Origin of the sequence: Chitinophaga sp. (assembly GCF_035761305.1) — a bacterium.
Classification (GTDB): domain Bacteria; phylum Bacteroidota; class Bacteroidia; order Chitinophagales; family Chitinophagaceae; genus Chitinophaga.
This window is the reverse complement of record NZ_DASTRI010000265.1, coordinates 38,122-61,672: the sequence shown is the minus strand read 5'-3', so window position 1 is coordinate 61,672 and position 23,551 is coordinate 38,122. Positions and strand designations below refer to the sequence as shown.

The window sequence follows — 23,551 nt, the reverse complement described above, 5'->3', positions numbered from 1 at the left end:
TAAAGCCCCGCAGTGCAGCGGCAGTAGCCGGCTGTATGCTGTTGCCACGCTTACGCAGTTATCGGGATCTGTGGGTAGAAGGTTCGATTCCTTCATGGTCTTTTGGATCATTAGCTCAATTGGTTAGAGCAACAGTTGCATGTTCGCATAACCTGAAAAGTTATGTAGTAACCCGGAAGCGCGCCGCTTCCTTAAAAAGGCGCAACCCCAACGCCGGCGCTGCAGGCCGGGCCTGTGCAAAAGGTACAGGCGATGGCCATTCCGTAGGCGCCTGCAGGCAGGCCCACCGTTAGCAGCAGCGGGTATGCGGCGCAGGAAAAGATGAGTTGCCGGTTTCCTGTAGCATGCCATGCATCTGCGAACGGCCGTTTGCCTCCGTGTTTACGGAACATAAGCAGCGCCGGTTTTTTATGAATTGTAAAATGAAAACAAAATGAAACGGATCACAATTACTCCCTACCAGGCAGGCCTGGTGTTTGAAAACGGCGTATATAAACGTATGCTGCCGGAAGGTAAGCACTGGCTGTGGCCCTGGGAAAACGTACGTGTGTACGATACCACTGTACAGTTTGAAACCGCCTATGAGCTGAACATACTGTTGCAGGATAAGGAGCTGGCAGACCGCCTGCACATAATAGAAGTAAAGGAAGATGAAATAGTGCTGCAGTATGAGAGCGGTTTGCTGAAGCAGGTATTAGCCCGCGGCCGCTACCTGTTCTGGAAAGGTGTTATGCAGTACAGGTTTGTACGCGCCGGTTTAAGCAAGGTGCAGATAACGGAAGACATTGATCGCGCCACCCTGCAGCACCGGCTGGTAGCGCCGTATGTGCGCACCTTTAACGTAGAAGCCTATGAAAAGGCAGTGCTGTTCATTGATGGTAAATATGCGCAAACCCTGGCAGGGGGTGTGTACTCCTTCTGGCGCAACAGCATTCCTATAGTAATAGGTAAAACAGATACGCGCCAGCAACAGCTGGAGCTGAACGGGCAGGAAATACTTACCAAAGACAAAGCTGCTTTGCGTATTAACGCCTGGGCGCAGTACAAGGTGGCAAACATTGAAAAAGCATTGCTGCAGCACCGCGAGTATGACAAGCAGCTGTATATACTGTTTCAGCTGGCTTTGCGCGGGTATGTAGCCGGTTTGGGGCTGGATGAATTGCTGGAAAAAAAGGAAGCCCTGGCGCCCTTCATACTGCAGGCAGTAAGCGATAAAGCTGCGGCCCTGGGCGTTACCGTAACCGGCTTTGGTATACGCGATATTATACTGCCGGGTGATATGAAGGAGATCATGAACCAGGTGCTGGTTGCGGAAAAGAAAGCGCAGGCCAACGGCATTATGCGCAGGGAAGAAACCGCCAGCACGCGCAGCCTGCTGAACACCGCCAGGTTAATGGAAGATAACCCCATGCTGTGGAAGCTGAAGGAAATGGAATACGTGGAAAAGATAGCAGAAAAGATCAGCAACATTAGCATTAACGGTAACGGTGCGCTGGTTGATCAGCTGCGCCAGATCTTTACTACCCAAAAATAAACGGGTTGGTTGCAAAAGGCAGCCAACCCGTTTTTGTTGTTGTGATGTATAGCAGGTAAAATAATAGTCCTTTCCTAGCGCCCGTGACCCCAACCCCTGTTGTTGTTCCGGTTCCTGTTGTCATGATGGTTCCCGTGGTTATCATGCGCATAGCCGTGGTTATTGTAATGGTTGTTGCGGATGATCATCTGGCCAGGCCGGCCGCGGTAGCCGGCATACCGGGTCCTGTACACATTGTGGTGCAGGTAAGGTTTAGGCGCATTGATCACTACCTTATAGCTGTGGTAAAGGTCAAACCCGCGGTAGCGCACCGGCAGGCTGGCGGCGGTAATCCAGCGGCCGCCTTCTGCATATATGAACCGGCGGGCAGGCACATTGTAATAAGCCTCAATATCCGGTAGGTAATAGTATTCAGCATAATCGTAACCTGCAGGGCCCCATTCAGGCTGGCTGCCGATATTAAAATTCACGTTAACCCTTACCTGAGCGTTTGCATTCTGGGAAGCGATGCTGCCGGTTAACAGCAGGGCTGCAAGTATAAAGCGTTTCATGTTCGTAAATTTTTGATCTGATAGTTAGATGGCCGGCTTTAAAAAGAGTTTAAACCATTAACGTTGTTTAACACTCCCGCTGCAAAAACAAAACAGGCTGCCTGGAAAGGCAACCTGTTGCATGGTTGTTTTATTGTAACCTTAAGCCCTGACAAGGGAAAAGTTTAGTAGCTGCAAATGCAGTATTAGTAAGTATTATTATTGATTTTTTGGTTTACCGGCCGGTGTATGCCTGCTGTTGGCTGCAAGGTGAATGGCGGATGAGGGCATAGGTAATAAGGATTATGGTTTTACCCTATAAAGATAATTACATTGGCTGTTTCTTACATGGATCGGGAGCTATTTTTGCAGAATATTTTTCAGCACTTCCGGCCTGCCGTCTACAGGCGACGTGATCCGCAGCCCTAAAATGCTGGTTACTAGCGGGTATACGTGTACGTTAGCAAAAACAGGAATAACAGCATGTTTTTTGAAAGCAGGGCCCCAGGCCATAAAAACAGCATTCATGCGGACTTCGTTGTTATCGTAGCCATGATGCCCCGGCCATATGCGCGTTTTCCTGCTAAAAGCATAACCTGCATCTGCTAATACTATCAGGTCACCGATACGGTTATAGCGGTCGTCCTGCCCGTAATGCCAGCGTGCAGGCGTTTCCTTTTTAAGGAACACCCGGTAATGCTGCGCCTTCGCTTTCAAGGTGTCGTATAGCTGCCGGATGCGGGCGCTGTCGTTATTATAGATCATGATCTTTTCATTACCTGCGGCCACGGTGCAATCATCCAGTGAAACAATATGCTCCAGCGCTATGGGGTGCGCGGTGTCGGCCTCCATCATGCCGTGATCCGATACCACGATATAATTTACCGGCAGCTGCAGCCTGGCTACTGCTGCCGCCATTTTGCCAATAGCGGCATCTACCACCTGCACGGCCTGCCGTGTGGCGGCGCTTTCAGGCCCGTAGGTGTGCCCGGCATGGTCTACCTCCGGGAAATAAAAGGTGATAAGATGCGGGCGTTTATCTGCCGGCAGGCTTAACCAGCTTACTACCTGTTGTATGCGGCTGTCAATGCTTTGCCGCTCATTGTATTTAAAATAATAGGTGGGGCGCGTATCTTGTATAGCCGCTTCGGAGCCTACCCAGAAATAGCTGGCGCTCACCATCTGCTGTTTCTCCGCCAGCACCCATAACGGCGTGCCGCCATACCAGGTGCCGTCTTCCACTGCATGGCGGTTATGTGTATCATATGCCTGCTGCCGCCCGCGGTCATAAAAGGTATTATCAACAAGCCCGTGGTGCGCAGGATATAAGCCGGTTACCAGCGTGTAATGGTTGGGAAAGGTTAATGAAGGAAAGCCGGGCTGCATGGCTTTGGCCCGTACCCCGTTGCCGGATAGCGCCAGTAAATTTTTTGCATGGTGCTTCTTTGCATAATCATACCGGAACCCGTCAATGGAAATCAGGATCAGGTAGGGCTTTTGCTGCTGCGCAGCACTGTTGCTGCGGCCGGGAACAACATGCAGGGAGGTGTCCTGCGCGGCGCATATAATTGCGAAAAAACAATAAACGCAGGATAGTAAAAAAGAACGTTGGGCCATACATCCGGAATAAGCAATAAATTTAAATATCCTTTATTATTTTGTGTATTACTTTTTAGTTATGGCCACTACTCCGCATTATATGAAATTGTTAAAGCCTACCTGGCGCTGGTTTGGGCCGGATGATCCCGTAACCCTGCAGGAGATCCGGCAAACAGATGCCGCCGGCATTGTAACTGCCCTACATGATATTCCGCATGGCGAAATATGGCCTGTAGCAGCTATTGCCGAGCGTAAGCACCTCATAGAAAAAGCAGGGCTTACCTGGGATGTGGTGGAAAGCGTAACCGTACATGAGTCTATAAAAACACAAACCGGCGATTATACCGGCTACATAGAAAAATATAAGCTAACGCTGGAGAACCTGGCTGCCTGCAACATCCGCACCGTTACCTACAACTTTATGCCGGTGCTGGACTGGGTGCGTACCAATATCGATTACCGCCTGCCCAACGGCGCTGAAGCCTTGTATTTCGATTGTGCCGACCTGGCGTTGTTTGATATTTACTTATTGGAAAGAAAAAATGCCGCTGCTGCTCACAGCGCCGCTGCAGTAACGGAAGCGGCAGTACGATGGCAGCAGTATAGCGATGCGCAAAAGCAGGCCATTGCAAATACCATACTGCTGGGCATTCCCAGTGAAAAAAAGCTGGATATCCCCGGTATCAGGGAGCGCCTGCAGCATTATAAGCACATCTCCCGGCAGCAGCTGCGGCAGCACCTGCAGTACTTTTTAAAGCAGGTAACGCCGGTGGCGGAAAAGCTGGGCATTAAGCTGGCCATTCACCCGGACGATCCGCCGTTTGATGTGCTGGGCCTTCCCCGCATTGTGAGCACCTACGATGATATTGCTTTTATACTGAACGCGGTTGACAGTCCTGCCAACGGCATTTGCTACTGCACCGGTTCGCTGGGCGCTAACCCGCAAAACGACCTGCCGGCTATTTTACGCATGATAGGCCCGCGTGTACACTTTGTACACCTGCGTAATGTGCAGCATGAAGCCAATGGAAATTTTTATGAGGCCGATCATTTACAGGGCAGCGTAGATATGCATGCGGTTATGAAAACCCTGCTGCAGCTGCAGCAGCAGCAACCATTACCCATTCCTTTCCGCCCCGATCATGGCCACCGTATACTGGACGACCTGCATAAGCAATGCAACCCCGGTTATACCGCTATTGGCCGGATGAAGGGGCTGGCAGCCTTGCTGGGGCTGCAGCTGGGCATTGCCGGTAGCCGTTACACGCGCTGACGCCACTCTACCCAATACTGTCGCAACGGGCCATCCACGCCATATACAGGATCTACGTCGGGCAAAGGCAATATTGCAATACGCGCATCTGCATCCGGCCGCTCGCTGGTATCGCCCCGGCAAATATCATATTGCTCCTGCCCGGGCGGATAAGCGCCAATACAGCTGAAATCCGCGCTGCTGTTAAGGCTGCAGTGTGCTACGCCGGCGGGGATGATGAGCACATCGCCCGTTTTTACCTCCAGGGTAACGCCGTGCGGACCTCCCAGCTGCACCGTAGCTTCTCCGCTGCTGATGCCCAGCACCTCATGCGACGTGCTGTGGTAATGATGGAAATTGTAGATGCCGCTTTCCCAGGTACCGCCCCATCCGTTGCTGGTAAACAGGGCCTCTATGGCAGCGGCGGCGGAAAAGTTCTCCGGCACCTGCAGGCAGTCTTCATAAAACAGTGCCGGTAAATGAGGATTATTGGGAAAAATGCCGTCGTCGCGGAAGGCATATGGTTGTATCTCGCTGGATAATAAAACAAGCTGGGCCATAATCACATGGTTTTTCCAATTAGCGCAACAACTCTTGTACCATAAAAAACGGTTACATTTGAAGCAGCAGAAAAACAAACAACCGTGGATAACTTCACATTGAAATTTGAATACAAAGAGCACCCGCATATATTGGAGGTAAAACCCTGGCAGCAGCAGTATAAAACCGTGTACAGGGTAACCATACAGGAACATGAAATTATTTTTGAACCGGACGAAGAGGGCTTTCCGCGCGCGGTTGCAGATAACCATGCGCATGCCTGGGATATAGACGCCGGTTTGCTGGCGGATGTTGCGCGCCGTATTGCAGCCCACATCAATGGTGAGGAGGCGGAGTAGCCCTTCAGGCCGTATCTTCCATGTTCCCTTCTTCCTCCATCAGCGAGCGTTCATCCCAGCTTAGTATTTCATCGTTCCAGGGCTTTACCTTATCGTTCTGTATCAGCTTCGACATTTCTTCAATGCTTTCGCGGTAAGTATTCAGGTAGCCCTTGCTGTCGTCGCGCAGGGCCGAAAGGTCTTTCAGCGCCTTTTCATCATGCTGCCGGAACATGCTGGCGGCCCGTTGCGCATTGTAGGCGCGGAAGCCCAGCATGTGCAGCGCATCGGCGCCCATGCGCAGGGAGGTATCTAACGACTCCCGGTAAATATGCAGCACCCCCAGCTCCATAAGATCAAAGGTATCTGGTATACTGTCTGCATTTACCAGCATTTGCAGGTTGGGAAAATGTTTGCGTACCACCTTCACTATTGCTGCTGTTTGCTCAATGTTGTCTGTGGCAATAACAATCACTTTGGCTTCGGCGGCGCCGGCTGCTTCCAGCAGGTCGTAACGGGAGGCATCGCCGTAATAGGCCCGTATGCCCAGGTTATGCAGCATGTCAATGTGGTCAGAGTCCAGGTCAAGTATGGTGGTGGCTACGCCGTTGGCCAGCAGAAAGCGGCCTACCACGTTGCCTACCTTGCCAAAGCCGGCCAGTATTACCGGGTTCTTTACATCAATGGCGTCCGGCTCGCGGGTATCGCTGTTTTCCGTAATGGTAAAGCGGGGCTGCAGCAGCTTTTCATATACCAGTATCACCAGCGGGGTAAAGGCCATGCTCAGGGCTACTACAGCCGTCATCATGCTGGCGGTGGCATCCGGCAAAATGCCCGTTTGCCGCGTAAAGGCCAGCAGCACAAAGGCAAACTCGCCTACCTGCGACAGGCCAAAGCTGAACAGCAGGTTCTGATCTGTACTCAACCTGAACATCTTTCCCAGCCCCATTAATACCAGGCATTTCACTACTATCAGGGCCAGCACCAGCCCTATCATTGCCAGCGGCCGGGATAGTATAAGCGTAAAGTCTATGGAGGCGCCTACTGCAATAAAAAAGAGGCCCAGCAGCAGGCCTTTGAAAGGCTCTATATCGCTTTCCAGCTCATGCTTATATTCGCTGTTGGCCAGCACCACCCCGCCTAAAAATGCGCCCAGGGCCGGACTTAGCCCCACTAACGACATAAGCACGGATATGCCTACTACCAGCAGCAGCGCAAAGGTGGTGAACAGCTCCCGTACCCGGGTGCCTGCTACCACGCGCATCAGCGGCCGCACCAGGTAACGCCCGGCCAGTATAATTACTATTACAGCGCCAAACACCATCAGGGTTTGCATCCACCCTGGCAGGCCATCGCGCAGCGTATGCCCGCCGGTGTTAGCTGGGGCGCCTATGGGCGCCAGCAAAGGGAAAATGGCCAGTATGGGTATTACCGCAATATCCTGGAACAGCAGCACGGAAAAAGCGCTTTGCCCGGCTGCCGACGGCAGCCATCCTTTTTCTTTCAGTATCTGCAGCACAATGGCGGTAGAAGAAAGGGAGAACGTCATGCCCAGCGCCAGCGCCGCATTCCAGGGCTGCCCCATCCACCCTGCAATGAGCGCAATTACAGCGGTGCTTATGAGCACCTGCATGCCGCCCAGGCCAATAATGGGCGCCCGCAGCTTCCACAGCAGCGCGGGCTCCAGCTCAATACCTATCAGGAACAGCATCATTACCACGCCAAACTCCGCAAAGTGCAATATGTCCTGCCCTTCCGCGCCAATGAACCCCATCACATCCGGTCCAATAAAAATACCGGCCAGCAGGTACCCCAGTACGGAGCCCAGTCCCAGTTTTTTAGCTACAGGCACACACACTACCGCGGCGGCCAGGTATATCATTGCGGTAAAGAAAAAGGAATGCTCATTCATCTGTACAAAATTTAAAGCAGTATTAGGCGGGGTACTGTAATTTCTGGTAAGCTGTTTTTTACTGAACAGCTTGTGATCGCATGCAGGGGGCAAGCAGCTTTAAAGCTTCAGCTACGGGCCGCTGCCGCGTAAAGCCTTTAACCGCCGGTTTCGCCGGCTGTTAGCTCATTCAGGTACACCGCCTTATTCAGCACATCCGGTGTGAATTTTTCATCGCGTAATGCTTCCAGCATTTCGCGGTACCTCATACAGCAAAAAGGTACGTCTGCACGTTTCATGCGGTGGGTGCCGTGTATCACAAACGGCGGCAGGTAGGTCATGTTGCAAAGGCGGGCTGTTTGCCGGAACGGCAGCAGAAAATCTTTTATAGTATAGCCATGATGCCCGCCCGGCGTATAGGCCTGCTGTCCGCCGCCGGTGCTGATCACATTGCCCAGGTATTTGCCGCTCAGCGCTTTGCCGATGCGCCCGTAGGCCCATCCGTGCTCCAGCACAAGATCCTGCCATTGCTTAATAATAGCCGGTGAGCTGTACCAGTAAAAGGGGTGCTGGAAAAGTATGATGTCGTGCTGCAGCAAAAGCGCCTGCTCCCGGTCGGCATCTATATTCAGATCGGGGTACTCTTCATACAGGTCGTTAAGGGTAACGCCCTGCAGCCCTTTAATGTTTTTTAGCAAGCCGGCATGTATACGCGATTTTTCCAGCGCGGGGTGCGCAAAGAGGATCAATATTCTGGCCATGCAATAATTTAATAATTAATAATGAAGAATGAATAATTAATAATAAATGGAAGTGTGCGGCAAAATGCTGTGTCACACACAGCCTCAAGTACACCCCGCCTCTATTATTAATTATTCATTCTTCATTATTAATTAATCATTGGAATACTCCTGCAGCAACTGCCGGTACCGGTTCAGGATGCCGGATTTGGATATAAAGCCCAGCAGGCGGTTATGCCCTACTACCGGCAGGTTCCATACATGGGTTTCATCCAGCTTTTGCATTACAAAAGCAGCGCTGTCTTCGGGGTGTATAACGGCCGGGGGCGCTTTCATCAGCTCTTTTACGCCCACGGTATCATACAGGGCGGGGTTAAACATGATCGGCCGTATATCTTCCAGTGTAATAATACCTTCCAGGAACTGCTGATGGTTTACCACCGCCACCATGTTCCGCCGTCCCTGCTTTACCAGCTCTACCAGCTGGCGCAGGGAGGCGTCAATGTTTATCTGCTGCACATCCGTTTCTATCAGGTTCTCGATCTTTAGCATAGATAAAATGTTGCGGTCATGTTCCCGCGTAAATATCTTACCGGCTGCCGCCAGCTCTTTCAGGTCGGGGGAAATGGGAGAGAACCATTTGCCAATCAGGAAAGAGATGGTAGACACCAGCATCAGTGGTATAAACAGGTCGTAGCCGGAGCTGGACTCCGCTATCAGGAAAATAGCGGTCAGCGGCGCATACAGCACCCCGCTCATTACGCCGGCCATGCCCACAATTACCAGGTTCACCACCGGCACATCGTTCATACCAGCCTGCTGGCATACCATGGCGAAGAAATATCCCAGGAAACCGCCTGCAAACAGGGAAGGGGCAAAATTACCGCCGTTGCCGCCGCTTTGAATGGTAACAGCGGTAGCAAATACTTTCAGCAGGCATACGCTGCCGGCAAACACGATAATGATCCAGTTTTGCAACGGCAGGTGGCGTAAAAGGCTGTGTTCTATAATATTGCCTGCATCGCCGTTCACCAGCAGCTTTACCGACTGGTAGCCTTCGCCAAACAGCGGGGGCATAATTACGCACAGCAGCGATATGATTACGCCTCCCAGCATGGCCTTTTGCAGCTTGCCCCATCGCAGCCCGTGAAAAAAATGCTCAACCCGCTGTGAAATAATCACAAAATAGCGGGCGTACAGCCCGCATAAAATAGCCAGCATAATATAGTAGGGCAGGTTGTGGTAGTTAAAGGGCTGGCGCGACTGGAAGTGGAACAGCACATCCTCCTGCAGGATAACCTTGGATAGCAGGCTGCCGCATACCGCCGCCAGTATCAGGGGAATAAAGTCGGAGAACACCACGCCGGTAAGCAATATCTCAAAGGCGAACATCATACCCGCAATAGGCGCGTTAAAGGCTGCTGCTATACCGGCTGTAGCTCCGGCCGCCAGCAGCAGCGTTCTTTCCTTATATCCCAAATGGTAAGTGCGCGCGTAGTTAGAGCCTATGGCCGCGCCGGTAACCGCTATGGGGCTCTCCAGCCCCGCAGAGCCGCCTAAACCTACTGTAACGGCGCTTTGCAGGATCTGTGAATACATTTTTATACGGGGCACCAGGCTGCTGTTTTGCGCTATCTCGTACAAAATAGCCGGTATGCCCTTGCGCGACTCGCCCTTGAAGAACCAGATCACGATGAGCACGGTAAGTACAATACCCAGGAAGGGAAACAGGATGTAGAAGATCACCTGCGTGCTGAAGTGCACCTTATAGGTAATAACATAGTGAATATAATGCACCAGCATTTTCAGTATCACCCCTCCCAAACCAGCCGCTGTGCCTACCAATATACCGGACAGCATCAGGAACTGGGTCCGGTTCATTTTACTATGCAGCCAATGGATAATTATTTCGTAGCTCCTGGCTTTTTTAAGGCTATACTGTTCAAAATCGTGTTTAAATCTGAAAAAGCTATGGTATTTTTTTAAACGGCTGTATTGGCTCATGGCGCAAATGTAATAAAGTATGGCATGTTCCGGGAGGCCGGATTATAGATGCGTAGCGTATTGCGGCCGGCCGGCGTTATAATTCTATGAGTGCGTACACTTTATCATTCATGTACCTTCCGCCGGGATGCCGGGCTGTATAATCCAGGTTTATCCAGTAAATGCCTTTCATTTCGTGATAGTAGATCTCCTTTACGGGCGGATGCGGAAAAAGCGTTACCACTGCCTGCTTCATAGCCTCAAAATCTTCCTTGGTGCCGCAGTACAGCTCCGGGTACGCATGCCCCTGCACCAGCACAATGCGGCAGCGCGCGCCGATAGATTGCAGGCAGGAGGCCATTAGTATGGAGTGATCGTCACAATCCCCTCCCAGGCCGTTTAAAATGGTTTCCCGGGGTGTGGCGAAATATTCATCGCGCCGGCTGTCCAGCACATATTTGAAATGGGAGTTAATGTAATGGAAAAGGGAAAGAAAGCGTACCGCTTTTCCATACTTGGGAAAGTACTCGTCAAAATTTTCCAGCGAGTGCCGCACGGAAAAATTGCGTACAACAGAATCCTGGAAATTTATTTTTTCCCTGATGCCCCGCACGGTTTTATCGCGGTAGGTTTCAACGCGCCGGGGATACAGGCTTAAAATATCCAGCTGCTTGCTGTCTTTGGCGCCCCAGTTGCCCTGCACCACGCCCTTGTAATCATTCAGCACATTGAAAAAAGTATAGCTGCCGGTAAAGTAGTTAACGGCCAGCACCCCGCATACCAGCATAAAAACCGGCACTATCAGCGGTTTAAATATCCATAGCAGCAGGCGGGTAAATAAAATAGCAATAAGGATGGACACCATCATGTCCAGGTGCCAGCCCCCTGCCACTATCTGCGGCAGGTACCGGTTCAGGTACGGGGCCAGGGGCAGCACAGTAAGCAAGCTCAGTAAATTGAGCAGGAACTGTTGCAGCCCGGTGTATCTGCTTTCATCTAACGCCATTCATTGAGGTAAAATGTAAGTTACAAATGTAATCATTCTACCTCTTTACCATAACCGGGCCGTTTGTTTAAAGGAAGTGCTTTTTTGTATAAGTTCCAGCTGCTGCCGGAGCTGAAACAGCTGTTTTTCCATTTGCAGCTGCTGGTAAATTTTGTGCAGCCCGGGTATGTTCATGAGCATCAGTAGTTTAAGGTCCTGCTTCTGGGATGTTTCCATGGCATTTTCTGCAGCCCGCAGGGCTTTGTTATATTCCTTTTTGTCGTAGTACACCCGGGCGGTGATAATTTTTTGCAGCGTTTCCAGGGGTGGGGCGCTGTACTGCTCCATGGCGTTTTTGCGCTGCACCAGCTCCAGGTGCCGGCATATGCGGGCGGCATCTGCTGTTTGTCCCAGCTGCTGCAGGGCGTATGCCTGGCAGCAAAGCAGGTTTTGGCGCAGGCCGTCAGCCGTGCGGTAAAGCAGGTGGGGATAATGGGCAAACAGGCATTTGGTGAAGCTGGCCAGGTGCAGATAATCCTCCAGCAGCAGCAGTGCCAGCCCCATATTACGGTACACAATGGTTCCTGCCAGGGGAATGGGCTCCCGGTTGCTGCCCTCCAGGTAGCGGGCATACAGGTATATTTTTTCGCGGATGCCTTCATTCACTATTCCAAACTTCAGGTATTCGTAAATGAACAGGTGTATTTCATAGGGGTTTATCCATACACCTGCATCCGGCAGCTCCCTGCTGCAGATTTTTTTAATATTGTTCAGCTCCAGCTCGCACTGTTCTGCGTCCAGCTGCAGCAGCGCCAGGCGGAACAGGATGCTGCGCATCTGCAGCCGGTCTTCCGGTGTTTCGGCCAGGGTAAGCAGGGCCTCCAGCACCCGGCGTTTGCCGGGATGAAGAAAGTCGTCGCTGATAAAGCTGCTGATGGGATATTTCCTGAAGTAGCCGGGCGGGAAAGCCTGTTTTAGCGCCGGCAGCCGGCCGTTCCCCTGCTGGTAGTGCAGCACCAGGTATTCCAGCAGCGCCGATTTTTCCCGGTTGGAAAGTGGCAGGCCGCATATTTCATGCACACCGGCGGCTATACGGTGCTGAATGGCATACCGCAGCAGCCATTTAAGCACGCCGGCCCGGTAGGCGGCAGGCGGCAGGGCGTTCATTACCTGTTGCAGCATGGCGCCGGAGAGCTGCTGCCCGGCCTCCTGTAAAAAGTGCATGGCGGTAAAGTACTCCAGCAAAAAGTTGTGTGCAAAGCGCACCTTTACCCTGAACATAATTTCCTGGCAATGGTTCTCCTCTGTGAGCACATTATCTGCCAGCAGCTCCTTATAGGCCGGAAACAGCTCCTGGTGCTCATGCAGCAGCTGTTGCTTGTCTGCATACCGGCCGCTGCGGCCATAGTTCAGCAACAGCAGCATCCGTTCAATCACTTTTATTTTAAAGGAGTTGCTCTGGGAATTGAACACCCGCTGCTGTACAAACCGCGATGCAATTTCCAGCAGGCTAAGGTGCTCGTTTGGAAAAGGCTGGTCCGGCCCGGTGTTTAGCTGGCAAAACAGCTGCAGGTAATAGGGATAGCGCAGCTTTTTCAGGAAAAACTCGCTGAAAGTGCGTACCGTGGCCGGGTTAAACTGGTGGTTGTACAATACTGATTTTACCTCCTGTTCAGTAAGCAGCGGCAGGTTGGTATTGTTTTCCTCATCCATTTCAGCGCCCAGGTACCAGTACCGGCGGAAAGCGGGGTATTGTACGGAGTGCTGGAATATTTCTGCCCAGGTATTGCTGCGGATGGAAAGGATCACTTTCACCCAGGGAAACAGGTCATTGGAGTACACAAAATCTTCCAGTTTCGTGTATATAAGGCGTAGCTTATCGCCCGCCACGGCTATTTCGTCAAACCCGTCTATGATCAGCACCAGGCGCCCGCCTTTTTTATCGAGGTGGTGGGTAAAGTATTCGCGGAAATTCTCACCGCTGCCCAGGTTCAGCTGGTTATCCAGCCAGGCGGATAGGGAAAAGCCTTTCAGCAGCAGGCTGCCGGCGGCATGCGCATGTATGAACCAGCAAATATCTTTTTTATAACGGGCTTCTTTTCCAAACCAGAAATGTTCTGCCAGGTGCACCATGGTAACGGACTTTCCCCACCCTGCCGGGGCAATAAAAGCAGTAGCGGCATAGTCGCCTTCGAGAAAACGTTCAATATGCGCGGTGCAGTACTGCCGCGGTACCGTATGATTGAACGGTATGCCGGAACGGTTCTTTAAAGTAAGAATGGTGTAATGGGAAACAGCGTCGGCCTTGTTCCTCAGGTCGGACCATTTATTGTTGTCAACAGCTATATCGCCGCTCAGCTGCTTGTAATGCTGCGACTGAAAATCCTCCCAGTCTTTATACCGGCAGTATTGCGATAAGGTATTGAGCGTATAACGCGAAAAGCTATGCTGGGCCACTGCAAAGCCAAATACGCGTTTAAGGGTGGTTTCACTAACCAGCTTGGTGGTGGCGTCTAATATGGATTGAGAGAGATGTTTACAATCTCCCGGTAACATTACCTCAACGCCAAATCTACACAGCACTTCTTTCTGCAGCGCTATGATAAAATCATAGGATAGATCTATCATAGAGGGGGGTACACGGATTTTAGGTGATCGATTAAGTTCAAGAGATAATTACGTATGAAATACACATTTTAGATTTTGGATTTGTAAAATTGATGGTGTATTTATTCAAAATGTACAAATATTATATATATCATGATGTTTAACTGTAGGGTGGTAGCGGACGCATTGGTAAAATTTTTTTTATATCTAAGAAGATGATAGTTAAGTGAAATTAGGGAAGATGATTTGCTGCAATCGATGCCCTGTACAAATTGCAGCGCGGCAATTTTTATAGTAGATATGCAGATAAAAATTTTAAAAGAACGGTATACACCATCCTCCGCTAAAAATCCGGTAACTGTAACCGTTTGCCGAAAAGCGCGGGCAGCTGCAGCAGGTTAACAAGGCTGTGCTATTGCTGTTTTATTGCAGCGCAACCGGTATGCGCCCCTCCTGGAACAGCCCTTTTTCTCCTGTGCTACTGCGGTGTAACTGCGGAAAAACCGGGTTTTCCCGGGGGAGCTATTGCTGCGCCATTGCTGCGCAACTACTCCCCCCTGCATAAACCCCTACATCTTTTTCACCATGTAGTCAATCGTGGCTTTGCTGCCCCCGGCTTAGCGCATTCTCCTGCTATCTTTCCCTTTATAATCCTGCCCGCTTCTGCCGCTCAGTCAGCGGCCTCCATTCATTCCTACACCCTACAGTTTCCCGCTTCCTTCCGCTGCCTTCAGTATGAAATGAACAAAATGAATAAACGATTATTGAATGAATGACTTTGACCTGCTGTTTCGCGGTGAATGAAATGGATTTCCTGAATACCCGCCTGCAGCGTACTTTCGTTTGCGTGATATAAACGTCTTTAACGTTACTATACCAACATTTCTTAAACACTTCTCCACGTTCATAGCCTATCCAGAGTTTAGATGCATAGTAACACTATGTAAAACCAAAATGCATTAATAAGTATCAACACAAACTAATTACCTTCTATGTATCTGAATGTTACTCCTAAAGGTTCTTTACGGGCTTTTATTGCTGCTGTAATCTCCTGCATATTGCTCACCTGGGCAGCAGCCGCCTTTGCCAAACATCCTGTGAAAGCAACGCCTGCGGGCAATACCTATACCGGGTGGCTGCATGCTTACCTGTTGCAGCATCCGGACGCACCTGTTGCAAAAGAACAGGAAGGCATAACCTTATGGGGGCTTGGCGCCGCGCCGGGTTCCTTATGGTCCTTTGCTGCTTCGCAGTCCAGCACTGTGAACGGCCTGTGCCTGGGCTGCGGCGTTACAAACGCCGGCCTTGCAGTGGATGATGATACCACCACTTATTCTTCACTGGTAACGCTGGTAGGCGTGGGCGGTACAGTAACGCAGCAGCTTACTTTTCCCGGCAGCTACCAGGCGGGCGACTACATTGCGCTGGACCTGGAAGTGCCCGGGCAGCTGCTCAGCGCCAGCCTGTTAACCGGCATTACCGTGCAAACGCTGAATAACGGCACACTTAACGCTGATGCCGCTACCCTGAACGGTTCCCTTACAGGGCTAAGCGTATTGGGCCTGGGCGGCAGTAAGTTCCGCGCAGTTTTTCCGGCAGCCAATGCTTTTAATGCCGTGCAAATTACTACCGGCGCCACGCTGGCTGCCTTAGGATCTTTAAGAATATACGATGCCGTTGCCATGGTGCCGGTAACCGTAAACCCCGATAGCACAGTAGTGGTGTCCGGCCAAAGCGCTGCCTTCAACGCATCCATCCGCCTGTCCGGCGCTACCTTTAAATGGTACACGCAGCCCACAGGCGGCGCCGCAGTGTACACCGGCGCTGCTTTTAACACGCCGGCAGTAACACAACCCACTAACTATTACGTGGAAGCTACCACACCCGATAATCTCACCAGTTTTATACGTACTCCCGTTAACGTTAGAGTGTCCGGCGCGCCTGGTCCTATATGGACCTATGGCGATGCACAGCAAAGCCCCATTACCTCCGGGGTAGCCTGCGCCCTTTGCGCAGTGAACAACCCCGCACAGGCAGTGGATGGCGACACTACTACTGCATCCGCCTTTTCTATACCGGTAGGCGTATTAGGCGCCCTGGGCCAGCGGGTTATATTCCCGGGCGTGTACTATGCCGGAGACAGCCTGGTGCTGATAATGGAAACATCCGAAAACCTGCTCACAACCCAGCTGCTGTCGGGCATTACTGTACAAACGTATCATGATGCCATCCTGGGTCCCGCGGTAGCCAATGACGATGCTACCACCCTGGATAATTCCCTTGCACAGGTAGATCTGCTGGGCCTTGTAGGCAGCAACCGCAAATTCAGGGTAGCCCTGCCATTACAAAATACTGCCGATGCCGTGCAGGTAACCCTGCAGCCCGCAGTGGCCCTTGCGCTTACAGAGCCCCTGCGCTTGTATGAAGCAGTAGCCATGGTGCCGGTAACCGTTACCCCGTCGCCCGCTGCTGTAACATATAATCAAACGGCTACCTTAACGCCTTCTTCCCGTATTGCAGGCGCTACCTATAACTGGTATGCCTCACCCACGGGTGGTACGCCGCTGGCTACCGGTACATTTACCACGCCGCCGCTTACCCGTAATGCTACTTATTATGTAGAAGGAGTGGACCCGGATGGTAAAACCAGTTTTGAACGTACAGCCGTGCAGGTTACAGTGTCCGGCGGCACCGGGCCGTTATGGACCTATGGTGTTGACCAGCAAAGTCCTGTAACCGGCGGCATTGCATGTGCATTATGTACCGTAACAAATCCCGGTCTGGCTGTGGATGAAGATACCACTACCGCTTCCCACCTGGTGCTGCCGTTAGGCGTAGCCACCTATGTAGGCCAGTATATCCGCTTCCCGGCCGAATACCAGGCAGGCGACAGCGTGGTGTTTTTCCTGGGCACCACCAGCGATCCGCTGGCTACCGCCAACCTGCTCAACGGGCTGCGGGTACAAACCTTTAACGGAAACACCCCTAACGGGGATGCTGCTACCCTGGATAATTCACTCGTTAAAGTGGACCTGCTGGGCATAAACGGCGGTGTCAATAAATTCCGCGTATCATTCCCTGCCACACAACCTTTTGATGGTGCGCGTATTGATCTTACCTCTGCCATCGGCCTGTCAGACGGGCTGGATGTATATGAGGCGGCTGCCATGATGCCTGTGCAGGTGACCAGGGTAAACCCTGCATCCGATACCGTGGAAATAGGCAACCCGGCCAGCTTTACGGCCGGCATTCCGCGCATACCCGACGCTACTTTCAGCTGGTACGAAACGCCTGAAGGCGGCACACCGGTATATACCGGCGCTGACTTTACTACCCCCGACCTGCTGGATAATAAAGTATATTATGTAGAAGCCTTTTCGCCGTCTGACGGTTTACACAGCCTCATACGCACCGCGGTGCCGGTATATGTAAAAGTGACGAACAGCCTTGACTGCGGTGCGGCAGATGCGCAATCCAACAGCACCACCGGCGTATGCATACTGTGCGGCGTAACAAATCCGCTGCTGGCTATAGACGGTGATATAAACACCGCTTCCCAGCTGCGTATCAGCCTGGGTGTGCTGGGCAGCGTTTACCAAAGCTTCGGTTTCCCTGCATTAAGCGGCGCGGCAGATACGCTGCGTATAGGCATTGGCAATCCTACCGGTCTGCTGGATCTTGGTGCGCTGGCCGGCTTAACCGTTACCCTGTATAACGGCGCCACCCAGGTAGCGCAATACAATGATCCCAACCTGCTGGATCTGCGCCTGCTGAATGATACTGCCCATGGAGAGCTGGTGTTTGCGCCTGGTGTTGCATTTGACAGTGCGCGGGTTGATTTTAACGCAGTGCTGGCAGCCATAACAACCCTTAATATTTACTATGCTAAATATACCGCTCCTGGCGCCGGTGTGCAGGACAGCGTGGTAAGAGTGTGCCCCGGCGGCAGCGCCGTTTTAAAGGCAGTTACCCCTGCCGGCGCTACCTTCCGCTGGTATGATGCCTATACCGGCGGCAACCTGCTGTTTACCGGCGCTACATTTACGCCTGCAAACATTACTTCAGATACGACTTTCTATGTAGAGGCAGTGTCTACCGGCCCTAATGCCTGCGGCAGCAATACCCGCACGCCGGTACAGGTAATGCTTGGCCTGCCCGCAGTGGCTGTAACACCTGCCGATACCACAATAGACAAGGGCACCACAGCTACTTTTAATGTAATCGGCCCCCATGCAGGCTATATTTATAATTGGTTTACTGCCGAAACCGGCGGCGCTGCCGTTGATACCGGCGTACAGTTCACTACACCGGCGCTGGACTCCAATGCTGTTTTCTATGTGCAGGCCGATTCCAGCGGCTGTACCAGCAGGCGTACCCCCGTTTACGTTACTATATCCGCCCTGCCGGCAGCGCCGGATATTATCCCGGACACTGCTTATGTAAGCACCGGCCAAACCGCCACCTTCCGTATTGCCAATCCTGATCCAACGCTTACCTATCGCTGGTATAACGTAGCTACCGGCGGTACGGTGCTGGCTACAGATACCATTTATACCACCCCGGCTGTTACGGCTAACGGCAATATATATGCAGAGGCGGTGAACGCCTCCAACCAGGCCAGCCGTACCCGCACACAAGCGGTTATACAGCTGGTAAATGCGCCCGGCGGACTGCCCTGTACATATGCCAATACCCAGGAAAGCCCTGTTTACACAGCGCCTATCAGTATTTGCCTGCTGTGCGGCGTTTCTGAACCGGGTAATGCTATTGACGGCGATACTGCTACGGCATCGCATATACGCTCTAATATAGGTATTGGCTACATTGGCCAGATGCTGCACTTCCAGCAATCCGGCATGGCCGGCGACAGCCTGCGCCTGGTACTGGGCCTGCCCGGCGGCCTTACAGATGCGCAGGTGCTGGGCGGCGTACAGGTGCAGCTTTACAATAACGGCAACCCGGTTGGCGACCCTGTAATCCTGAACAATGTTTTGAATATAGCAAACCTGCAGCTGCTGAATGGCAACAAGTTTATGGCCACCATACCGGCAGCAGGTACCTACAATGCCGTAATGGTAAGCCTGGGCGGCGTATTGTCGGCCATCACCACCCTGGATTTGTACAATGCAGAGCAGGTAATACTGCCGGCTAAACCCAGCGCTGATACCGACTCGTTAACGGTTTGCCTGGGCAGCAGCGCGCGGCTTGTAGCAACAGATACAACCGGCGTAATTGTTAGCTGGTATGCGGCGCCCACCGGCGGTGCTGCGCTGTCTACCGGCGGCACCTTTACTACCCCGGCACTTAACCAGGCCTCCACCACCTACTACATAGGCACCGGCCGCAACGGCTGCTCCAATACAACACGTATACCCGTTACCGTAAAGGCAGTAGCACAACCGGCAGCGCCGCAGCTTACTGCCGCTGCCACCAGCATATGCGTAGGGCAAACCGCTGCCCTGTCGGTGCTTAACCCGCAGGCAGGCGTTACCTATACCTGGTACGATGCGCCCACCGGCGGCAGCCAGGTAGATACCGGCGCTACCCTTAGCATAGTGCCCGCCGCTACCGGCGTTGACACCCTGCATTATTATGTAGCGGCCAGCAGGGCCACCTGCACCAGCAGCAGCCGTACCGGTGGCAGCGTGTATATATCTGACCGCTGCAACGGCGGTAATGTAAGCGATACCGCCGCCATTACCGTATGTGGTGGCTCCCGCATCACCCTCACGGTTGACAGCGTGCAGGCAGGCGCTACCTATCAGTGGTATAATGCTGCTAACAATAGCCTGGTGTTTACCGGCACCAGCTTTACCACCCCTGCCCTGAATGCAGATGTAATGTACCGCCTGGAAGCTGCCTTTAGCGGCGGTGTTCGTGATACCATCCGTGTGTACGACATTAATGTGGAAGATAGCCTGGCCACACCTGTACTGCTGGTTGGCGAAGCATTTACCACATCCGGCGGCACGGCTACGTTTACGGTGGCTAATTCCCTGGGGGGCGTAACCTACACCTGGTACAGCACGCCTACCGGCGGCACTCCGCTGGCCACCGGCGTAAGCTTTACTACCCCGCCGCTGACCGGCGATAGCGCAAAATACTATGTAGCCGCCGGCACAGGCTCCTGCGTAAGCAGCGCCCGCGGCGTGGCTACCCTCCGGTTGAGCGGCAGCTCCGGTGTACCCTGTAGCATGGCCAATGCTACACAAAGCCCGGTTTATACTGATCCTCTCAGCATTTGCCTGCTGTGCGGTGTAACCAATGCCGCCAACGCGGTAGATGGGGACTCCACTACTGCTTCACAGGTACGTGCCAGCATAGGTGTAGGCTATATCGGGCAGGTGCTGAACTTCCAGCATCCCGGCCTGGCCGGCGACAGCATTCGCCTTATTCTTAGTCTGCCAACCGGCCTTACAGATGCGCAGCTGCTGGGTGGCGTAAGGGTACAGATGTACAGCAACGGCAGCGCCGCAGGCAACCCGCTGTTCCTGAACGGCGGACTGGGCGTGCTGAACCTGACCCTCGTGAACGGCAACGTATTTGCCGCCACCTTTGCCGCACCGGTAAATTATGATGCCGTATATGTAAGCCTGGGCGGGGTATTAACCGCCCTGAGCACCCTGGAAATATATAGTGCGCAGCAGCAGCTGGTGCCTGCCAAACCCAGTGCAGATACAGACTCACTTACCGTATGCCTGGGCAGCAGCGCGCACCTGGTAGCTACAGATACCACGGGCGTAACCGTTAAATGGTACGGCTCTGCTGCCGGCGGTACGCCGCTGGCTATGGGTGGCGCCTTTAATACGCCTGCGCTTAACCAGGCCAGCACTACCTACTATATTGAAACCAGCCGCAACGGCTGCGCCAACCGGGTACGTGTGCCCGTTACCGTACATGCCCGCAGTTGCGGCAGCCCCGGGGCAGATACTACCACCGTTACCATCTGTAGCGGCACCGGCACAACGCTTACAGTAACCACCCCGGTTACCGGCGCTACCTACCACTGGTATAATACCGCCAATAACAGCCAGGTGGGCACCGGCACCAGCTTCAATACCCCGGTGCTGAATGCAAACGCCAGCTACCGGGTAGTTGCTGCCTTGTCAGGCGGTACGCTCGACACGGTACAGGTGTATAATGTAGTGGTAATAAGCAACCTGCAGCCGCCGGCAGTGGTAACCAGCATACAAAGCGCCAACCTGGGCGGCACGGTTACCTTTAGCATTGCCAATCCGCAAAGTGGCATTACCTATAAATGGTACAGCACTGCTACCGGCGGTACGCCCATTGCTACCGGCGCCAGCTTTATTACGCCGCCGCTTGCCATGGATAGTGTAAACTATTACGTAGCGGCCGCCACCGGCAGCTGCGAAAGCGCTGCCCGCACTAAGGTAACGGTTAAAGCCGGCAATGGCGGCGGTACCCCCGGCGACACCACTTACATTACGGTCTGCACCGGCAGCAGCCTTACGCTGGATGTGGCAAGTCCGCAAACAGGCGCTATCTACCGCTGGTACAATACCGCCAACAACAGCCTGGTATTTACCGGTACCACCTTTACCACACCGGTGCTGAATGCCAATATCACTTACCTGGTAGAAGCTACCCTGCCTGGCGGCACAAAAGACACTAACCAGGTGTACATTATAACAGTAGCTGACAATACCACACCGCCTGTAGTAGTGGCAGATACGGTAAAAGTCTGCAGCGGCCAGGATGCAGTGCTGATTGTTCAGAACCCGCTGCCCGGCTTTACCTACCAGTGGTTTGATGCAGCCACCGGCGGCGCCCTTGTGTATACCGGTCCTGTATTTACCGTAGCCGGTGTAACCACCAGCAGGAATTATTATGTACAATCTGTATTAAATAACAAATGCGTAAGCGCTACCCGCACCAGGGTAAGCGTACAGGCAGGCAGCGCGCCGGCGGCGCCTGCAGTGGCATCCAATAATGTAATTACCTGTATAAACGGCACTGCCGCCTTCAGCATTCTTAATCCCGATCCGGCAGTTACCTACCGCTGGTATGACCAGCCGGCCAACGGGGCGCTGCTGGCTATTGGCACCAGTTATACCACACCTGCCCTGTCAGGCACTACCACCTACTATGTGGAAGCTGCCTATAACGCAGGCTGTGTAAGCACCGCACGTACAGGCGTTACCGCTACAGTAGTAAGCACTATTGACGCGCCGCTGGCAAGCGGAGTGGCTGCCTGCGCAGGCCAGCCGGCAATACTGAAGGTAACCGGCCCGCAGGCCGGCGTTATTTACCGCTGGTACAGCACTGCCACCGGCGGCGCTGCCCTGTTCACCGGCAGCAGCTTTACTACGCCTGCATTAACGGCCAATACCACTTACTATGTGGAAGCAGCCAGCGGCGGCGGCTGTGTAAGCGCAAGCCGTACACCGGTAAGCGTAACGGTAAACAGTACACCGCCCGCACCGGTAGTGGCCAGCGCCAATGTAACCGTATGCCCGGGCCAAACAGCCACATTAAGTATACCCAGTCCCGCAGCAGGTATCACCTACCGCTGGTATACGACCGTCACCGGCGGCAGCCCTGTAACCACGGGCCCCGACTTTACCACCGGTACGTTGAATGCTAACCAGCAATACTATGTAGAAGCGGTGAATGCAAGCGGCTGCGCCAGCACGCAACGTACGCCCGTTAGCGTTACTGTGGGCGCACCGGATGCAAATGATATAACCGTAACAGTGCCGGATCCGGCATGTCCCGGATTGCCGGTTACGTTTACCGCTTCGGCACCATCTGTGCCGGGCGCTAACTTCCGCTGGTACAGCACGGCCACTGGCGGTACCCAGCTGTACACCGGCGCAGAATTTACAACGCCGGCCCTGGACAGCGCCGCTACCTATTATGTAGAGGTGTTTACCGGCAGCGGCTGCGCCAGCACTACCCGCAAAGCAGTAACAGCAGCTATGTTGCAGCAGCTTGCCGCCCCCGTGGTACATGTAACCGACTCCACCGCAAACAGTATCACCTTCAGCTGGTCACCTGTTCCGGGAGCAGTAGGGTATGAGGTGAGCACTAACGGCAGCGAGTTTAACCCGCCCAGCTCCGGTGCTAACGGTACCACACATACGGTTACAGGACTTTCACCCAACCAGGCAGTAGGCTTGCAGGTGAGGGCCATAGGCAACAGCAGCTGCCAGAACAGCGGGTTATCCGCCCTTGTAACCGGCAGGTCATCCAACCCGGCAGGCAACCAGGTATTTATTCCCAACCTGTTCAGCCCCAACGGCGACGGCGCCAATGATGTGCTGATGGTTTATAGCAACACCATTGCCACCATGGAGCTTCACATTTACAACTACTGGGGCCAGGAAGTATTCCAGTCTAAAGATCAGCGCCAGGGTTGGGACGGCTCCATGAGCGGCCGCGCGCAGCCGGCCGGTGTATATGTGTACATCCTGAAGGCAACGCTGAGAGATGGCACCATGGTGAACAGGAAAGGCAATATTACCCTGATACGTTAAACCTATTATTCATGCCCCGTTCCGGAATAACGCCGGAACGGGGATCTATAAC

General features: G+C 53.1%; 13 protein-coding genes. 4 read left to right on the top strand and 9 right to left on the bottom strand.

The window, feature by feature from the left end; genetic code table 11:
* Nucleotides 1-191: 191 nt before the first annotated feature.
* Nucleotides 192-392 carry a hypothetical protein gene (locus tag VFS25_RS22320; protein WP_326464396.1) on the bottom strand — a complete coding sequence of 67 codons (201 nt, stop codon included), beginning with the start codon at nucleotides 390-392 and terminating at the stop codon, nucleotides 192-194.
* Between the two features lie 41 nt (nucleotides 393-433).
* On the opposite strand from VFS25_RS22320, the gene VFS25_RS22315 reads away from it, so the two are divergent.
* Entirely contained in the window at nucleotides 434-1,534 is a 1,101-nt protein-coding gene (locus tag VFS25_RS22315; RefSeq protein WP_326464395.1) for a slipin family protein, read from the top strand.
* Nucleotides 1,535-1,608: 74 nt separating this feature from the next.
* Here VFS25_RS22315 and VFS25_RS22310 read toward each other — a convergent pair whose 3' ends face one another.
* Both VFS25_RS22310 and VFS25_RS22305 read right to left on the bottom strand, forming a co-directional pair.
* Nucleotides 1,609-2,085, bottom strand: coding sequence for a hypothetical protein (locus VFS25_RS22310; RefSeq protein ID WP_326464394.1), 477 nt, complete (start codon nucleotides 2,083-2,085; stop codon nucleotides 1,609-1,611).
* Nucleotides 2,086-2,424: 339 nt separating this feature from the next.
* A complete protein-coding gene (locus VFS25_RS22305; protein WP_326464393.1) occupies nucleotides 2,425-3,681 on the bottom strand; it encodes an ectonucleotide pyrophosphatase/phosphodiesterase in 1,257 nt (418 codons plus the stop codon).
* Between the two features lie 82 nt (nucleotides 3,682-3,763).
* Here VFS25_RS22305 and uxuA point away from each other — a divergent pair, with 82 nt between their 5' ends.
* Nucleotides 3,764-4,936, top strand: a complete 1,173-nt coding sequence (gene uxuA, locus VFS25_RS22300; protein WP_326464392.1) for a mannonate dehydratase — start codon at nucleotides 3,764-3,766, stop codon at nucleotides 4,934-4,936.
* Here the strand turns inward: uxuA and VFS25_RS22295 are convergent.
* Nucleotides 4,924-5,475 carry a cupin domain-containing protein gene (locus tag VFS25_RS22295; protein ID WP_326464391.1) on the bottom strand — a complete coding sequence of 184 codons (552 nt, stop codon included), beginning with the start codon at nucleotides 5,473-5,475 and terminating at the stop codon, nucleotides 4,924-4,926. The two genes, uxuA and VFS25_RS22295, sit on opposite strands and share 13 nt — an antisense overlap.
* 84 nt (nucleotides 5,476-5,559) lie before the next feature.
* On the opposite strand from VFS25_RS22295, the gene VFS25_RS22290 reads away from it, so the two are divergent.
* Nucleotides 5,560-5,814 (top strand): hypothetical protein, encoded by a 255-nt coding sequence (locus VFS25_RS22290; RefSeq protein WP_326464390.1) that lies wholly within the window; start codon nucleotides 5,560-5,562, stop codon nucleotides 5,812-5,814.
* Nucleotides 5,815-5,818: 4 nt separating this feature from the next.
* Here VFS25_RS22290 and VFS25_RS22285 read toward each other — a convergent pair whose 3' ends face one another.
* The 5 genes from VFS25_RS22285 to VFS25_RS22265 all read right to left on the bottom strand — a co-directional run bounded on the left by VFS25_RS22285 (nucleotide 5,819) and on the right by VFS25_RS22265 (nucleotide 14,020).
* A complete protein-coding gene (locus VFS25_RS22285; protein WP_326464389.1) occupies nucleotides 5,819-7,705 on the bottom strand; it encodes a monovalent cation:proton antiporter-2 (CPA2) family protein in 1,887 nt (628 codons plus the stop codon).
* Nucleotides 7,706-7,842: 137 nt separating this feature from the next.
* On the bottom strand, nucleotides 7,843-8,445 hold the full coding sequence (locus tag VFS25_RS22280) for an NAD(P)H-dependent oxidoreductase (RefSeq protein WP_326464388.1): 603 nt from the start codon (nucleotides 8,443-8,445) through the stop codon (nucleotides 7,843-7,845).
* Between the two features lie 132 nt (nucleotides 8,446-8,577).
* Entirely contained in the window at nucleotides 8,578-10,428 is a 1,851-nt protein-coding gene (locus VFS25_RS22275; RefSeq protein ID WP_326464387.1) for a chloride channel protein, read from the bottom strand.
* Between the two features lie 76 nt (nucleotides 10,429-10,504).
* A complete protein-coding gene (locus VFS25_RS22270) occupies nucleotides 10,505-11,413 on the bottom strand; it encodes a transglutaminase domain-containing protein (RefSeq protein ID WP_326464386.1) in 909 nt (302 codons plus the stop codon).
* Between the two features lie 45 nt (nucleotides 11,414-11,458).
* A complete protein-coding gene (locus tag VFS25_RS22265) occupies nucleotides 11,459-14,020 on the bottom strand; it encodes a hypothetical protein (RefSeq protein WP_326464385.1) in 2,562 nt (853 codons plus the stop codon).
* Nucleotides 14,021-14,991: 971 nt separating this feature from the next.
* Here VFS25_RS22265 and VFS25_RS22260 point away from each other — a divergent pair.
* The gene (locus VFS25_RS22260) at nucleotides 14,992-23,499 is read left to right on the top strand and encodes a gliding motility-associated C-terminal domain-containing protein (protein WP_326464384.1); all 8,508 of its coding nucleotides are present in this window, start codon (nucleotides 14,992-14,994) and stop codon (nucleotides 23,497-23,499) included.
* Nucleotides 23,500-23,551 lie beyond the last annotated feature (52 nt).

Excerpts from the sequence above, each read along its gene's own strand:
- VFS25_RS22320 (WP_326464396.1), bottom strand. The coding sequence starts at position 392 with ATGTTCCGTAAACACGGAGGCAAACGGCCGTTCGCAGATGCATGGCAT.
- VFS25_RS22315 (WP_326464395.1), top strand. The coding sequence starts at position 434 with ATGAAACGGATCACAATTACTCCCTACCAGGCAGGCCTGGTGTTTGAA.
- VFS25_RS22310 (WP_326464394.1), bottom strand. The coding sequence starts at position 2,085 with ATGAAACGCTTTATACTTGCAGCCCTGCTGTTAACCGGCAGCATCGCT.
- VFS25_RS22305 (WP_326464393.1), bottom strand. The coding sequence starts at position 3,681 with ATGGCCCAACGTTCTTTTTTACTATCCTGCGTTTATTGTTTTTTCGCA.
- uxuA (WP_326464392.1), top strand. The coding sequence starts at position 3,764 with ATGAAATTGTTAAAGCCTACCTGGCGCTGGTTTGGGCCGGATGATCCC.
- VFS25_RS22295 (WP_326464391.1), bottom strand. The coding sequence starts at position 5,475 with ATGGCCCAGCTTGTTTTATTATCCAGCGAGATACAACCATATGCCTTC.
- VFS25_RS22285 (WP_326464389.1), bottom strand. The coding sequence starts at position 7,705 with ATGAATGAGCATTCCTTTTTCTTTACCGCAATGATATACCTGGCCGCC.
- VFS25_RS22280 (WP_326464388.1), bottom strand. The coding sequence starts at position 8,445 with ATGGCCAGAATATTGATCCTCTTTGCGCACCCCGCGCTGGAAAAATCG.
- VFS25_RS22275 (WP_326464387.1), bottom strand. The coding sequence starts at position 10,428 with ATGAGCCAATACAGCCGTTTAAAAAAATACCATAGCTTTTTCAGATTT.
- VFS25_RS22270 (WP_326464386.1), bottom strand. The coding sequence starts at position 11,413 with ATGGCGTTAGATGAAAGCAGATACACCGGGCTGCAACAGTTCCTGCTC.
- VFS25_RS22265 (WP_326464385.1), bottom strand. The coding sequence starts at position 14,020 with ATGATAGATCTATCCTATGATTTTATCATAGCGCTGCAGAAAGAAGTG.
- VFS25_RS22260 (WP_326464384.1), top strand. The coding sequence starts at position 14,992 with ATGTATCTGAATGTTACTCCTAAAGGTTCTTTACGGGCTTTTATTGCT.